Origin of the sequence: Streptomyces sp. NPDC087310 (assembly GCF_044744405.1) — a bacterium.
In the GTDB taxonomy this organism is placed as follows: domain Bacteria; phylum Actinomycetota; class Actinomycetes; order Streptomycetales; family Streptomycetaceae; genus Streptomyces.
On record NZ_JBIUYF010000001.1, the window covers coordinates 1,271,966 to 1,285,605 of the forward strand.

The following is a 13,640-nucleotide window of genomic DNA, read 5'->3' on the forward strand; positions in this document are numbered from 1 at the left end:
GATCCCCGGAGCCCGCCGATGAACCAGCCCTCCGCCTTGGACCCGGGCGCCGCCGCGACCCGGGCCACCGACGCGATCCTGCGCGACACGCTGCACGGCGCGCACCGCGGTGTCGTCGTCGACTCCCCGCCCGGCGCGGGCAAGTCGACGCTCGTGGTGCGGGCCGCGCTGGAGCTGGCCGCGGCGGGGCGCCCGCTGATGGTCGTCGCGCAGACGAACGCGCAGGTGGACGATCTGGTCGTCCGGCTCGCCGAGAAGAACCCCGAGCTGCCCGTCGGCCGGCTGCACAGCAACGACCCGGACCCGTACGACAAGACGCTGGACGAGCTGGCGAACGTACGGAAGTCCGCGAAGGCCGCCGACCTGGCCGGTCTGGACATCGTCATCTCGACGGCCGCGAAGTGGGCGCACGTCCAGGGCGTCGAGCCCTGGCGGCACGCCATCGTCGACGAGGCGTACCAGATGCGTTCGGACGCGCTGCTCGCCGTCGCCGGGCTCTTCGAGCACGCGCTGTTCGTCGGGGACCCCGGCCAGCTCGACCCGTTCAGCGTGGTGGGCGCGGACCAGTGGGCGGGGCTCTCGTACGACCCGTCCGCGAGCGCCGTCTCCACGCTCCTCGCCCACAACCCCGAGCTGCCGCAGCACCGGCTGCCGGTCTCCTGGCGGCTGCCCGCTTCGGCGGCGCCGCTGGTCTCGGACGCGTTCTATCCGTACACCCCGTTCCGCAGCGGTACGGACCACGGCGACCGGCTCCTCGCGTTCGGCGTCCCGTCCGACGGGTCGGGGCCCGACCGGGTGCTGGACGAGGCCGCCGCGTCGGGGTGGGGGCTGCTGGAGCTGCCCGCGCGGCGCACGCCCCGTACGGACCCCGAGGCGGTACGGGCCGTGGCGCTGGTGGTGCGCAGGCTGCTCGACCGGGGGGCGGCGGCCACCAGCGAGCGCGCCCCCGCTCCGGTGCCCGTGACGGCGGACCGGATCGCGGTCGGCACGGCCCACCGCGACCAGGCGGCGGCGATCCGGGCGGTGCTGGCGGAGCTGGGGGTGAGCGGCGTCGCCGTGGACACGGCGAACCGGCTCCAGGGGCGTGAGTTCGACGTCACGGTCGTCCTGCACCCGCTCTCGGGCCGCCCGGACGCCACCGCCTTCCACCTGGAGACGGGCCGGCTCTGTGTGCTGGCCTCCCGCCACCGGCACGCGTGCATCGTGGTCTGCCGGGCGGGCGTCGCGGAACTGCTGGACGAACACCCGTCCACCGAACCGGTCCAGCTCGGGGTGACGGTGAAGTTCCCGGACGGCTGGGAAGCCATGCAGTCGACCTGGGCGCAGTGGTCGAACCATCGCGTCCCGTGGCGGCCCTGACACCGGACCCACTCCCCCGAGGCGCACTTGCGGCGGGCGGGACAATGGATCGTGGCCCGAGGGCCTGGTACACGCACGAGCAGGAGGAGACACATGGCGGATCCCGAGCGGAGCGAGCGGCGGCTGCGGCCGGCGCCGTTGCTCTTCGAGCCCTCCGAGGCGGTCGCCGACCCCGAGCACTTCTTCGATCTCGAATCGATCGAGGACCCCGCCGAGCTGCTCGCCCGGTCGACGGAGCTGACCTTGGCCTTCCGTGCCGCGACGGACCGGGCGGTGGAGTTCCAGGCGGTCGCCGCCGCGCAGCTCGCCGATCCGCGCCGCTTCGACCGGCTCACGACGGCGGACATCGCGCGGCGCGCGGAGTGGACCGAGGACTACGCGAAGAAGATGGTCGAGTTCGGCAGAGAGCTGCTGGCCGGGGACGCGCAGCCGGGTCAGTGACCGGGGGCCATGGCATATGCCGGGGCGCAGGTTACGCCCCTCTGGGCCACCCTGTCCCGGTTTCCGTGAACTCTGGGGAACCGAATCGTTACTCCCGGTAGATCTAACTGTCATGAGTGCATGGCTACGAGATGAATCCCCGCTGAGCCCCTGCTCCAGCGACGACGAGCGACGCACCGACATCTTCGGCCTCCTCCACGACGAGGACCGCCACCAGACCGCCCGGGTGACCCCGGCCGGCGCGGACTGGCTCGCCTCCGCGGGCCCCTACCCCCGGTCCACCCTGTCCCTCTGGGCCGCCCGCCCGGCCGCTCCGGGCGTGCTGCCCTGCGGCTCGGCCTTCGACGTGGTGAGCGCGCCGTCGATGTTCGGGCGGCACATGCTCAACCGGCTGTGGTGCGACGGCCCCGGCTCGGGGCCCGTCGCCGCGCACCGGGGCCGCACCCTGCTGTTCGCGGCACCCGGCACCGCCCAGCGGCTGCCGTCGCTGCTCGCCTGGGAGGAGTGGGGCCGCCGGGGGCCCGACGGGCGGGACAGCGCGCCGCCGCCGCTGCTCTGCCACGGCGCGGGCGACGCCGTGACCGTACCGGCCCTCACCCCCGGCGCCCGGTCCGGGCCGCGCTGGCTGGTGGCGCCCGACACCCGGCATCCGTGGCTGCCGGGGCCCGACGTGCTGCTGTGGGCGTGCGTCCGGGCCGCCCGTACGGCGGCGCGCACAGCCCTCGGCCGCCTGGGCTGACCTCCCCGAACGCCTGCGCATCATCGATTTTTCTTCGCGCCGATCCGGGTGTTAAGGTCTACGACGTCAGCAGGCGCCGCTAGCTCAGTTGGTTAGAGCAGCTGACTCTTAATCAGCGGGTCCGGGGTTCGAGTCCCTGGCGGCGCACAGACGGAAAAGGCCCCTCACTCCGGTGAGGGGCTTTTTCGTGCCTACAGGCCACCGGGCCGTCAACCGCCCGGCGTGATCTTGACGGTGAAGGCGCCCGAGGACGTACGGTCGGCCACCTGCACCTGGGTCCGCTCCCCCGGCACCGTGAACGTCTCGCCGACCTCCAGCGGCGCGTCCGCCAGCGGCGGGTAGACCGACCGCTCCCAGCACGCCTCGCTGTCCGGGTGCGTGTCCACCACCTCGACCGGGCCGCCGCCCGACGCCTTCCCGCTCCGTACCCGGTAGATCAGCACCCCCTCCGTACAGGTGTGCAGATCGTTGCCGGTGGCGGCGCGCGCCTCGATCGCCAGGGCCGAGTCCGTGCCGGTGCGCACCACCGCGAGCCGGGTGCCCGCCCCTCCGCCGCCTCCGAAGGACGGCTCGGCGGCGACCGGATCGAGGGTGAGCAGCGTCGTGCCCGTGGGTGAGACACAGCTCACCTGCCGCCGGTCCAGCCAGCCCAGCTTCCACTTGTGCCAGGCGAAGAAGTCCGGCGCGAGACCGAACTGGCTGCCCATCACGTCCCAGTCGCCGACGTACGTGTCCCAGTCGCCCTTGTCGTTCGTCGGCCGGTGGTAGAGGTCCGCCAGGTCGAAGACGTGTCCGGTCTCGTGGGCCAGCACGTTGCGGTCGGGGGGATGGCGTTCGAAGACGGTGACGACGCGCTTGATGTCCGTGCCGTCGGCGCGCATCGGCCGGTCGAAGTTGACCACCTTCGTGGCGTCGGAGTCGACGCCGGGCGCGTCCGGGTCGGCGACGAAATAGACCACGTCGTAGCGGGAGAAGTCGATCTCCGGGTCGGCGGCGGCCAGCGCGTCCCGCAGATAGGCGGTGCGCCGGGCCGGCTCCCAGTCGCGCCGTATCCCGTACGAGGTGGAGGGCTGCGGCATCGCGAACCAGCGGAGCTGCGGGTGCGCGCGGAGGGTGAACCTGCCGTAGGAGGCCCGCTCGTAGAAGCGGCTGGTGGCCGGGAAGTGGTCGGCCACCAGGGCTTCCGTGGTGGCGAGCGGCCGGGAGTCCGGGAAGGAGAGGAAGATCATGACCGCGTCGAGGGAGCGGGCTGGGCGCGGATAGGCGTTGTTCCAGGTGTCCAGGCCGAGGGAGTGGTGCGCGGCGGTACGGGGCAGGGCGCAGGGCCCCTGTGCGGTCGCGGTCGCGGCGGGGCCGGCCACCAGCGAGGTGGCGGCGACCGCCATGAGGGAGGTGAAGGCCGCAGCGGCCCTGCGCAGCCGGGGCCTTTCCACTGCCTCGGGTGGCTGCGGACGCTCCACATCGACCTCCGGCTACGGAATGGGGGACAGGCGGTACGGCAGACGCGCGGGGGCACGTCACCCACCACCTTGTGCCGGTTTGCCGGGGTACGCCCTGTTGGGCTGCCCCACGCGGGTGAGTGAGGCCCGACACCCCGGGCGCGGCGGCGAAGTCACAGCCGGTCACCTTCGGGTGGCCCGGTGCCACAGCCGTGCAGAAACGATCGCTCGATGGCGTGGGTACGCCCCTCCGGGGCCCTCTTCCGTACGGGGGAGCTGGAATGGCCACCCGGCCTACCTCTATGATCGGCACACTTTCTCTGGCTGACCCGTCTCCACCACCCCCCTGTACAACACGACTGCACCGCGGGAGCGAGCCGTGAGCGGAACCTCCGAAGGACCGCGTCCAGCGGCAGTCGCGGCGGCGGTCGGCGGGCATCCGCCGAACACGGAGCGTGCGGACCGTACGGAGCGTGCGGACCGTACGGAGCGTCAGGCCGCGGGCCGGGCCGTCCCCGACGACGACACCGAGCGGCACGACCGGACCACCGCCGAACAGACCGACCGCACCGAGCACCGCGCGCCGCAGCGGACGAGTGACGCGCGCGACTACAACGCCGCGTTCCATGTCTCGCGGCTCGCCATGGCCCTGCTCGATCGCGAGGGCACCGTCCTCGACGCCAACGACGCGCTCGGCGCGCTCCTCGGCACCCGGGCCGACGCGCTGGCCGACCAGGCCGCCGCCGACCTCCTCGACCTGGCCTCGGACACCCGCACCTGGCACGCGTACCGCGACGCCCTCGACAGCCTGCGCGCCCGCTTCCGCTGCACCCGGCGGCTCAAGCACCCCGACGGGCGGACCCTGTGGGCCGAGGTCACGGTGGCGCCCGTACCGGACACCGAACGCGTGCTGCTGTCGGTCACGGACATCAGCGACCGGCGCGAACTCCAGGCGCGGCTGCGCCATCTCCAGCAGCACGACCCGGTGACCCGGCTGCCCAACCGCACGCTCTTCTTCGAACGGCTCGCCTCGGCGCTGGAGGCGTCGGCGTTCCACGACGGGCCGTTCGAGGGCGGGACGTACGGCAGCAGGACCTACACCACGGGCGCGTCGGCGTACGGCACCGGCGTCGCGTACGGCGTCTCGGCCTCGTACCCCGCGCGCGGCCACGACCGGGGCACCGGAAACGGGAGGGGGGATGGCAGAACAGGGCGGATCGGTCTCTGCTACCTCGACCTCGACGGTTTCAAGGCCGTCAACGACACCCTGGGCCACCGCACCGGCGACCGGCTGCTGGCCGCCGTCGCGGGTCGGCTCACCGAGTGCGCCGACCACGGCGGGTACACGCGCAGCGGCGGCCACCTCGTGGCCCGGCTCGGCGGCGACGAGTTCGCGATCCTCGTCGAGGACTCCACCGGTACGGAACAGCTCGCCGATCTCGCCCGCTCCGTGCTCGCCGCGCTCCAGCGCCCCTTCGACCTCGCCGGGCAGCGGCTCTCGATGTCGGCGTCGATCGGGGTCGTGGAGCGCGCCGCGGAAGGCACCACCCCGACCGGTCTGATGCAGGCCGCCGACACCACGCTGTACTGGGCGAAGGCCGACGGCAAGGCCCGCTGGACCCTCTTCGACCCGGAGCGCAACGCCCACCGCATGACCCGCCAGGCGCTCACCTCGGCGCTGCGCCCGGCCGTCGAGCGCGAGGAGTTCGTCCTCCAGTACCAGCCGCTGGTCGGGATGGCCGACGGGATCGTCCGGGGTGTGGAGGCGCTGGTCCGCTGGAACCACCCGCAGTTCGGGACCCTGTCGCCGAATCGGTTCATCGGTATCGCCGAGGAGGACGGCTCGATCGTGCAGCTCGGCGGGTGGGTGCTCCGCACGGCCTGCCGCCAGGCGCGGCGCTGGCAGCTCGACCACCCGCACGCCCAGCCGCTGTTCGTCAGCGTCAATGTGGCGGTGCGTCAGGTGTGGGACTCCGATCTGGTCGGGGACGTGGCGGAGATCCTGGCGGAGACCGGGCTCTCGCCGCACCTGCTGCAACTGGAGCTGACGGAGTCCGCGGTGATGGGCTCGGCGGGCCGCCCCCTCCAGGCGCTCCAGGCGCTGAGCGACATGGGCGTACGGATCGCGATCGACGACTTCGGCACCGGTTACTCCAACCTCGCCTATCTGAGCCGGCTGCCGGTCTCGGTCCTCAAGCTGGACGGCTCCTTCGTCCGGGGGTTCCGGTACGACGAGGGGGTGCACCCGAGCCCGGCGGACGAGACGATCGTGGAGGCGCTGATCCAGCTCGCGCACCGGCTGGGGCTGACGGTCACGGCGGAGTGCGTGGAGACCTCGGGGCAGGCGGCGCGGCTCCAGCGGATCGGCTGCGACACGGGACAGGGGTGGCTGTTCTCCCGCCCCGTGGCCCCGGAACGCATCGCGGAGATGATCGCCGCGGTGAGCCCGAACGGCGTGTGACGGGCCGTTCGGGTCCGCGAAGGCCCGCGAAGGCCCGGTGAAGGCCCGTCCCGTCAGCTCGTCAGGGCCGCGGCTATGCGCTCCGCCATCCGCCCCTGCTCCGCGTCGCGCCGTACCGGCGTGTAGGACCAGACCAGCCGCAGTCGCCGGTCCAGGGTTCCGAACGCGCCCGAGTGGTATCCGTAGCGCTCACCGGTCTTGCCCCAGAGCGTGACGCCGTTGACGGTGACCGTCTGGAGCCCGGCCGAGTAGCGGGCGGGGGTGCCGTCGACCATCCGTACCTCCGGCGGCGGCAGCGTGAACATGTGCTCCAGCAGGTGCGGCGGCAGGAGTTCGCCCGCGAAGAGGGCGGCCAGGAACGTCTCCACATCACGAGTGGTGGAGACCATCTCCCCGCTGCCGTAGGCGGCCGACTGGTTGAAGACGGTGGCGTCCTCCAGTCTGCCGTCGCTCATCAACTGATAGCCGTGGACGTGAGGGCCGTGCAGATACGGATCGTCGCTCGCCGGTACGTACGTGCCGGTCAGCCCCAGTGGCCGGGCGATCCGGCGGCGTATCTCCGCACCGTACGAGCGGCCGGTGACCCGCTCGACGACCATCGCCAGCAGGACGAAGCTGATCCCCCGGTACTCCTGCTTCGTGCCCGGGTCGAACTTCATCCGCTTCGTACGGGTGACCCGGGCCACCAGGCGCGACGGCGTCAAGCGGTCGTACCGGTGGGCGAGGATCAGCTCGGGGGTGCTCACGTCCGGCATGTCGGGGCCGCTCTCGTCGGGCAGGCCACTGGTGTGGTTCAGCAGGTGCGAGAGCCGGATCTCCGGATACTCCGCGGGCAGCAGATCCGGCAGATACCGCTGGACGGGGTCTTCCAGGACCAGCCGTCGCTCACCCGCCAGTTGGAGCACGGCGGTCGCGATGAAAGCCTTGCTGATACTGCCGATCCGGACCTGGTCCCCGGTTCTTGCCGCCCGTCCGCTGCGCAGATCGGCGACGCCCGACGTGCCGTACCAACGCCCGCCCGCCCCGCCGACGCGGAGCTGCGCGCCCGTGGCCCTCGGGTTCTCCAGGTCGTCGATGGCGGCTTGCAGGGCCTTGGTGTTGAGCGGTGGGTACGACGGAGCGGCAGACCGCGCGTACGCCCGCGCGGGGACCGCAGCGACGAGCGCGGCGCTCGCCGCGCCGCCGAGGAGCACCCGGCGGGAGAGCCGGCGCGAGGCCAGGGGAGCCGGAGGATCCAGGGGAGAAGCGGGAGCCGGCGGGGACGCGGGGGCTAAGGGACGTGCGGAGGATTCGGTCATGTCTCCAGACTGAGGCTCCGCACGTCCCGCCGGATCCGGGGAGCCCCTGATCCAACCCCGACGTTCCGCTCACCACCCCCCAGGTGACACCCCTGAGACGAGGTGCCGCCTCCGGGCCCGTTGATCCCCCTGGGACCCGGGCAGCGCCTCAGGCGGACTCGGGCAGGCCGTACCCGTCCGCGATCAGCTCGTAGCTGCGCAGCCGCGCCTCGCCGCTGTGCGCGTTGGCCGTGATCATCAACTCGTCGGCGCCCGTGCGCTTCTGAAGGTCGTTCAGCCCGTCGATCACGGCGTCCTTCGTGCCGTGCACGATATTGCCGAGCCAGCCGTTGACGAACTCCTCCTCCATCGGGCTGAACCGGTACGCCTCGGTCTCCTCCGGCGTCGGGACGAGCCCCGGCCGCCCCGTCCGCAGCCGCACCATCGAGAGCGCGCCGGTCAGCACCTGGCGGCGGGCCTCGCGCTCGTCGTCGCTCGCCAGGGCCGCGACGCCGATCAGGGCGTACGGCGCGTCGAGCACGGCGGACGGCTTGAACGACTCGCGGTAGAGGTCGAGCGCCGGGACGGTGTTCTGCGCCGAGAAGTGGTGGGCGAAGGCGAACGGCAGCCCCAGCACCCCGGCCAGCCGGGCGCTGAAGCCGGAGGAGCCCAGCAGCCAGATCGGCGGGCGCGCCGCCGGGCCCTGGACCGGTCCCGGCACGGCGTGGATACGGGAGTACGGGTGGCCGTCGGGAAAGTCGTCGTCCAGGAAGCGGGTCAGCTCGGCGAGCTGCTTCGGGAAGTCGTCCGCGCCCTCGTTCAGCCGGTCGGAGCGGCGCAGCGCGGCGGCCGTCGCCCCGTCGGTGCCGGGCGCGCGCCCCAGGCCGAGGTCGACGCGGCCGGGGGCGAACGCCTCCAGCGTGCCGAACTGCTCCGCGATCACCAGCGGCGCGTGGTTGGGCAGCATGACGCCGCCCGAACCGAGCCTGATGCGCTCGGTGTGGGCGGCGAGATGCGCGAGGATCACGGCGGGCGAGGTGGACGCGACGCCCGGCATGGAGTGGTGTTCCGCGACCCAGTGCCGGTGGTAGCCCCGGCGCTCGGCGAGCCGCGCCAGCGTCACGCTCGTACGGAGCGCGTCGGTGGCGGTGGAGCCGCTGCCCACGGTGACCAGGTCCAGTACGGACAGGGGTACGGGCGCGGTTCCCCGTACGGTCCCCCGGATCGGTTCCGCGGCTCCCTGGACCGCCTCACCGGCCCCCGGGCCCGTCTCCGTCATGCCGCGTTCCGTAGCGCCTCGGCTCGCCTCGTCCACCGGTCAGACCCTCCTGCGTGTGCGTCAACGTGAAGTCACTTCTCAGCACCCAACAGGAGGGTCTCTCCGTTTATTCCCGGGCCGATACGCGGACCGGCGCCGATCAGCGGACCGGCCGGTCCGGCGGCTACCCCCGGCTCGCGAAGAGCGTGCCCAGCTTCGGCGCCCACGCCGTGCGCTCCGCGAGCCGCAGCCCTTCCCAGACCGAGACCTGGTTCGCCGTGAGCACCGGTTTGCCGAGCGCCTCCTCCAGCTCCGGCAGATACGCCGCCGTGTGCAGCGCCGTGTCCGGGAGGAGGACGACCTCCGCGTCCGGGTGGTCGCCCGCGCGGGCCAGCTCCAGCACCTGGTCCCGCTCCCACGTGCCGACCTCGGCGGCCGTGATGATCCCGCTCGCCCGGTCGGCCACCACCTCGATGCCCGCCGACTTGAGGAAAACCCCGAAGTACTCCGTGACGTCCGCCGGGTAGGTCGCCGCGATGGCGACCCGTTCCGCGCCCAGTGCCTGTACGGCGTGGGCGAACGCGAACGACGTGCTCGACGCGGGCAGCCCCGCCGCCAGAGCCAGCGCGCGCGTCTGTTCGTGCGCGCCGTCCCATCCGTAGACGAAGCTGCCGCTGGTGCAGGCCCAGACCACGGACTCGGCGCCGGCCAGTCGCAGTTCCTCCACCCCGGCCGCCAGCCGCTCCCCCGCGCCCATCTCCAGCAGCGCGTCGACGCGGTGGGCGTCCTCCCCGATGTCGGTGTGGACGACCGGCAGTCTGACGTCGCCGCCGAGCAGCATCTCGATGCGCGGGTAGTCGTCCTCGGCGGAGTGGCCGGGGTAGAGGAATCCGACGGTGGTCATGTCCATCCTTCCGTATCGTCCGGCAGGGTCGGCGGGACGGGCCCGCCGGGGCCGGCCGGTGCGACGGGTGACGCCGGAGCGACCGATTCCACCGTAGGCACGGACTCCGCCGACGGCACGCCCTCCAGGCCCTCCACGGGCGACGAGGGCGACACCTGCGACGGGATCGGCGCCACCGACCGGTTCGGCACGGCCGGAGAGATCGGCGTGACCGGCGGTATCGGTGGGACCGGCGGAATCGAGGTCATCGGCGAGATCGGCGTGATCGGTGCGATCGGCACGATCGTTGTCATCGGCGGTGCCGCCTGCACCGGCGGCGGGTCGAGCAGCAGCGCCTGGTACGGGCCGACCGCGTGGGCGCCGAGCCTGCGCAGCGCGGCCCACATGGTGACCTGGTTGGCGGAGAGCACCGGCATACCCAGTTCGGCCTCCAACTGCGGAATCACGTCGTACGTCGGCAGATTCGTGCAACTGATGAACAGCGCGTCGGCCGCTCCGACGACTGCCTGTCGCGCCATGTCCATGACCGACCGGTACGGGACCTTCCAGATGTCCCGCGTCAGCCCGAGAAAAGCGCGACCCGTAACGGCTACCCCCACCTCCGCCAGATACTCCTCCAGCGACTGCGTGACGGACTCCGTATAGGGCGTGACCAGCGCGATCCTGCCCACCCCGAGCTCCTCCAACGCCTCGACCAGGGCGCCGGTGGTGGTGAGGGACGGCACCTCCCCTGCCCTGGTCATCGCCTCGCACATGGCCCGCTCCCCGGCCGGACCGCCGACGAAACTGCCCGATGTGCAGGCGTACGCGACGACCTCCGGCTCGGAGACACCCAGCGCCCGGACCGCCTCCCCCAGAGTCTCGTGCTCACTGACCAGCCTGGCCAGGTCGAGGGAGACCTCGACCGGCACATAAGGCGTTCTGGTCAGACGCAACGAGATGTTGTCGGGCACCCATCGCCACAGTTCGCGATCGAGTGCGAAATCGAACGGAGCGACCACTCCCACACCACGCTGTGGCTGTGGTCCGCCCAAAAAGGAGACATCCATTGCCGGCCCCCTTGCTCACGCCCGCGCTGACAAGGTTCAGCTCTTGTTGACGACGGTAGGAGCGAGATGCGAGCGTGGTCAATCGGCACATCTCAGACGTTGCACGGAATTTTCCCGCGGGAAACTCCGCATGGCCCGCGCCCGGCACCCGCCGGGTGTATCGGCCCCGGCAGAAGGGCTGCTCCCCATGCCCCCACCCACCCTCCTCGTCCTGACGGCGGACCCGCCGCCGCGCCTCGGCCGGCTCACCGGACACGCCAGAATCACGTCGGTCGACGCGGACGGCCTCGCCGCGCAACTCCCGCTGGCCGACGCCCTGCTGGTCTGGGACTTCACCTCGGACGCGGTACGGGACGCCTGGCCGGGTAAGGGCCCCAGGCCCCGCTGGGTGCACACCGCGAGCGCGGGCGTGGACCGGCTGCTCTTCCCCGAACTGGTCGCCTCGGAGACCGTCGTCACCAACGCGCGCGGCATCTTCGAGGAGCCGATCGCCGAGTACGTGGCGGGACTCGTCCTGGCCATGGCCAAGGATCTGCCCGGCACGCTGGAGCTCCAGAGCCGGCGCCGCTGGCAGCACCGCGAGGGGCTGCGCGTCGCGGAGAGCAGGGCCGTCGTGGTCGGCGCGGGCCCGATCGGCCGGGCCGTGGCCCATACGCTGCGGGCCCTGGGCGTGACGGTGGCCGTCACCGGCCGTACGGCGCGCCCCGGCGTGCACGGCGCGGACCAGCTCGACCGGCTGGTGACCCGGGCGGACTGGGTGATCAGCGCGGCGCCGCTGACGGACGCGACGCGCGGCATGTTCGACGCCCGGCTGTTCGGCCTGATGCAGCCGTCCGCGCGGTTCATCAATGTGGGCCGGGGGCAGCTCGTCGTCGAGGACGATCTCGTCGCCGCGGTCTCCAAACGGTGGATCTCGGGCGCCGCGCTCGACGTCTTCGAGCAGGAGCCGCTGGACCCGCGGAGCCCCCTGTGGGACGTTCCCGGGCTGATCGTCTCCCCGCACATGAGCGGCGACACGGTCGGCTGGCGTGACCGGCTGGGCGAGCAGTTCGTCGGTCTGTACGAGCTGTGGGTGAGCGGAAAGCCTTTTCCCCACGTGGTGGACAAGGAACGTGGGTACGTCCCCATGCATGACTGATCGCATCGGAGGCCACATGACGAACCGCGGCACCAGGGATCACACGGCTGCTGGTCGCACGACCACGGATCACACCTTCCTCACCGACCTCACCGCACGCGCGCTGCTGGCGGGCTACGCGAAGGGCGACTTCTCCCCCGTCGACGCGACCCGTGCCGTACTGGACCGGATCGAGACGGTGCAGCCGCTGGTCAACGCGTTCGTACGGGTGGACTCCGAGGCGGCGCTCGCGCAGGCGGCGGCCTCCGCCGAGCGCTGGCGCAGGAAGGAGCCGCAGGGGCTGCTCGACGGGGTGCCGGTCTCGGTGAAGGACCTCTTCCTCCAGCGCGGCGGGCCCACCCTGCGCGGCTCCCGGGCCGTACGGCCGGGCGGCGCGTGGGACGAGGACGCCCCGGCGGTCGCGCGGCTGCGGGAGCACGGCGCGGTCCTCGTCGGGAAGACGACCACCCCCGAGTTCGGGTGGAAGGGCGTCACGGACTCCCCGCTGAACGGGGTGACCCGTAACCCGTACGACCTCTCCCGCACCTCCGGCGGGTCCAGCGGGGGCAGCGCGGCGGCCGTGGCGCTGGGCGCGGCGCCGCTCTCCGTCGGTACGGACGGCGGCGGCTCGGTCCGGATCCCGGCGTCCTTCTGCGGGATCTTCGGCCTCAAACCGACGTACGGGCGCATTCCGCTCTATCCGTCGAGCCCCTTCGGCACGCTGGCGCACGCCGGGCCGATGACCCGGGACGCGGCGGACGCCGCCCTCCTCCTGGACGTGATCAGCGGCGCCGACTGGCGGGACTGGTCGCAGCTCGCCCCGACCCCGGCCGCCCGCGACGCGCTGACGGCGGGCGTGGACGGCGTGAAGGGGCTGCGTATCGCGTACTCCCCGTCCTTCGGTGGGCAGGTCGCGGTGCGCCCGGCGGTGGCCTCGGCGGTACGGGCGGCGGTGAGCCGGCTCGCCGAGCTGGGCGCGTACATCGAGGAGGCCGATCCGGACATCAGCGATCCGGTGGAGGCTTTCCACACCCTGTGGTTCACGGGGGCCGCGCGGCTGGTGGCGCCGTTCGGGAAGGAGCAGCGCAAGGGGCTCGACCCGGGGCTGCGGGAGATCATCGCGTCCGGTGAGCGGCGGAGCGCGCTGGACTATCTGGCGGCGGTGGACGCGCGGATGGAGCTGGGGCGGCGGCTGGGCCGCTTCCACACCTCGTACGACCTGCTGGTCACCCCGACGCTGCCGATCACCGCGTTCGAGGCGGGCGTGGAGACCCCGAGGGGCTCGGGGCAGCGGCGCTGGACGGCGTGGACGCCGTTCACGTACCCGTTCAACCTGACGCAGCAGCCCGCCGCCACGGTGCCGTGCGGGGTGGACGCGGACGGGCTGCCGATCGGGGTGCAGATCGTCGCGGCGCGCCACGCGGACGAGCTGGTGCTGCGCGCGGCGCACGCGCTGTACGAGTCGGGGGCGGCCCGGATCCCGGCGCCCGCCGGAGCCTGAGCCGCCCGCCGGAGCCTGAGCGCCGGAGGCTGAGCGCGCGGGGCCCCGACGCCCCACGCGCAGGGCCCCACCGCTCAGGGCCCCACCGCCCCGGG

10 protein-coding genes, 1 tRNA gene and 1 pseudogene are annotated in these 13,640 nt (G+C 72.8%); 7 read left to right on the forward strand and 5 right to left on the reverse strand.

The genetic code is table 11. From position 1 onward, the window contains the following. Positions 1–18 precede the first annotated feature (18 nt). From ACIO3P_RS05160 to ACIO3P_RS05175, 4 genes and pseudogenes are all read left to right on the forward strand, one after another. On the forward strand, positions 19–1,359 hold the full coding sequence (locus ACIO3P_RS05160; protein WP_401855113.1) for an AAA domain-containing protein: 1,341 nt from the start codon (positions 19–21) through the stop codon (positions 1,357–1,359). A gap of 93 nt (positions 1,360–1,452) precedes the next feature. Next, entirely contained in the window at positions 1,453–1,800 is a 348-nt protein-coding gene (locus ACIO3P_RS05165; RefSeq protein ID WP_329826933.1) for a hypothetical protein, read from the forward strand. A gap of 112 nt (positions 1,801–1,912) precedes the next feature. Next, positions 1,913–2,622, forward strand: a pseudogene (locus ACIO3P_RS05170) (hypothetical protein). Further along, positions 2,613–2,686: transfer RNA gene (locus tag ACIO3P_RS05175), tRNA-Lys, on the forward strand. Before ACIO3P_RS05170 ends, ACIO3P_RS05175 begins: the two are co-directional and overlap by 10 nt. Positions 2,687–2,748: 62 nt before the next feature. Here ACIO3P_RS05175 and ACIO3P_RS05180 read toward each other — a convergent pair. Then, positions 2,749–3,999: a M6 family metalloprotease domain-containing protein gene (locus tag ACIO3P_RS05180; protein WP_401855115.1), complete on the reverse strand. Its 1,251-nt coding sequence runs from the start codon at positions 3,997–3,999 to the stop codon at positions 2,749–2,751. A gap of 358 nt (positions 4,000–4,357) precedes the next feature. Between ACIO3P_RS05180 and ACIO3P_RS05185 the strand changes: the two genes are divergently transcribed. Further along, on the forward strand, positions 4,358–6,439 hold the full coding sequence (locus ACIO3P_RS05185; RefSeq protein WP_329826931.1) for a bifunctional diguanylate cyclase/phosphodiesterase: 2,082 nt from the start codon (positions 4,358–4,360) through the stop codon (positions 6,437–6,439). 53 nt (positions 6,440–6,492) lie between these two features. Here the strand turns inward: ACIO3P_RS05185 and ACIO3P_RS05190 are convergent, their stop codons facing one another. The 4 genes from ACIO3P_RS05190 to ACIO3P_RS05205 all read right to left on the reverse strand — a co-directional run bounded on the left by ACIO3P_RS05190 (position 6,493) and on the right by ACIO3P_RS05205 (position 10,927). Continuing rightward, on the reverse strand, positions 6,493–7,737 hold the full coding sequence (locus ACIO3P_RS05190; protein WP_401855117.1) for a serine hydrolase domain-containing protein: 1,245 nt from the start codon (positions 7,735–7,737) through the stop codon (positions 6,493–6,495). A 148-nt stretch (positions 7,738–7,885) separates the two neighbouring features. Continuing rightward, a complete protein-coding gene (locus ACIO3P_RS05195) occupies positions 7,886–8,995 on the reverse strand; it encodes an LLM class flavin-dependent oxidoreductase (RefSeq protein WP_329826929.1) in 1,110 nt (369 codons plus the stop codon). A 163-nt stretch (positions 8,996–9,158) separates the two neighbouring features. Beyond that, complete coding sequence (locus tag ACIO3P_RS05200) at positions 9,159–9,878, reverse strand: decarboxylase (RefSeq protein ID WP_329826928.1); 720 nt, start codon at positions 9,876–9,878, stop codon at positions 9,159–9,161. Beyond that, complete coding sequence (locus tag ACIO3P_RS05205; protein ID WP_329826926.1) at positions 9,875–10,927, reverse strand: decarboxylase; 1,053 nt, start codon at positions 10,925–10,927, stop codon at positions 9,875–9,877. The genes ACIO3P_RS05200 and ACIO3P_RS05205 overlap by 4 nt, the downstream gene beginning before the upstream one ends. Before the next feature lie 187 nt (positions 10,928–11,114). Here ACIO3P_RS05205 and ACIO3P_RS05210 point away from each other — a divergent pair, with 187 nt between their 5' ends. After that, positions 11,115–12,065 carry a D-2-hydroxyacid dehydrogenase gene (locus tag ACIO3P_RS05210; protein WP_329826925.1) on the forward strand — a complete coding sequence of 317 codons (951 nt, stop codon included), beginning with the start codon at positions 11,115–11,117 and terminating at the stop codon, positions 12,063–12,065. 16 nt (positions 12,066–12,081) lie between these two features. Beyond that, entirely contained in the window at positions 12,082–13,545 is a 1,464-nt protein-coding gene (locus tag ACIO3P_RS05215) for an amidase (protein ID WP_401855294.1), read from the forward strand. Positions 13,546–13,640: the final 95 nt, after the last annotated feature.

Coding starts and splice junctions, on each gene's coding strand:
- ACIO3P_RS05210 (WP_329826925.1), top strand. CDS start 11,115: ATGCCCCCACCCACCCTCCTCGTCCTGACGGCGGACCCGCCGCCGCGC.
- ACIO3P_RS05200 (WP_329826928.1), bottom strand. CDS start 9,878: ATGACCACCGTCGGATTCCTCTACCCCGGCCACTCCGCCGAGGACGAC.
- ACIO3P_RS05215 (WP_401855294.1), top strand. CDS start 12,082: ATGACGAACCGCGGCACCAGGGATCACACGGCTGCTGGTCGCACGACC.
- ACIO3P_RS05205 (WP_329826926.1), bottom strand. CDS start 10,927: ATGGATGTCTCCTTTTTGGGCGGACCACAGCCACAGCGTGGTGTGGGA.
- ACIO3P_RS05190 (WP_401855117.1), bottom strand. CDS start 7,737: ATGACCGAATCCTCCGCACGTCCCTTAGCCCCCGCGTCCCCGCCGGCT.
- ACIO3P_RS05160 (WP_401855113.1), top strand. CDS start 19: ATGAACCAGCCCTCCGCCTTGGACCCGGGCGCCGCCGCGACCCGGGCC.
- ACIO3P_RS05195 (WP_329826929.1), bottom strand. CDS start 8,995: ATGACGGAGACGGGCCCGGGGGCCGGTGAGGCGGTCCAGGGAGCCGCG.
- ACIO3P_RS05165 (WP_329826933.1), top strand. CDS start 1,453: ATGGCGGATCCCGAGCGGAGCGAGCGGCGGCTGCGGCCGGCGCCGTTG.